We start from the raw sequence: 214 nt of genomic DNA on the forward strand, positions 1-214 counted from the left end.
AGATTCCCTACTGCTGCCTCCCGTAGGAGTCTGGGCCGTGTCTCAGTCCCAGTGTGGCCGATCACCCTCTCAGGTCGGCTACGCATCGTTGCCTTGGTGAGCCGTTACCTCCCCAACTAGCTAATGCGACGCGGGTCCATCCATAAGTGACAGCCGAAGCCGCCTTTCAATTTCGAACCATGCGGTTCAAAATGTTATCCGGTATTAGCCCCGG

At 57.0% G+C, this 214-nt stretch carries 1 rRNA gene; it reads right to left on the reverse strand.

Annotated elements, in window-relative coordinates:
• A 16S ribosomal RNA gene (locus tag MR083_RS27620) occupies window positions 1–214 on the reverse strand; the annotation flags it as partial.

It is taken from the genome of Bacillus cereus group sp. BfR-BA-01408 (assembly GCF_022663305.1).
Classification (GTDB): Bacteria; Bacillota; Bacilli; order Bacillales; family Bacillaceae_G; genus Bacillus_A; species Bacillus_A pacificus.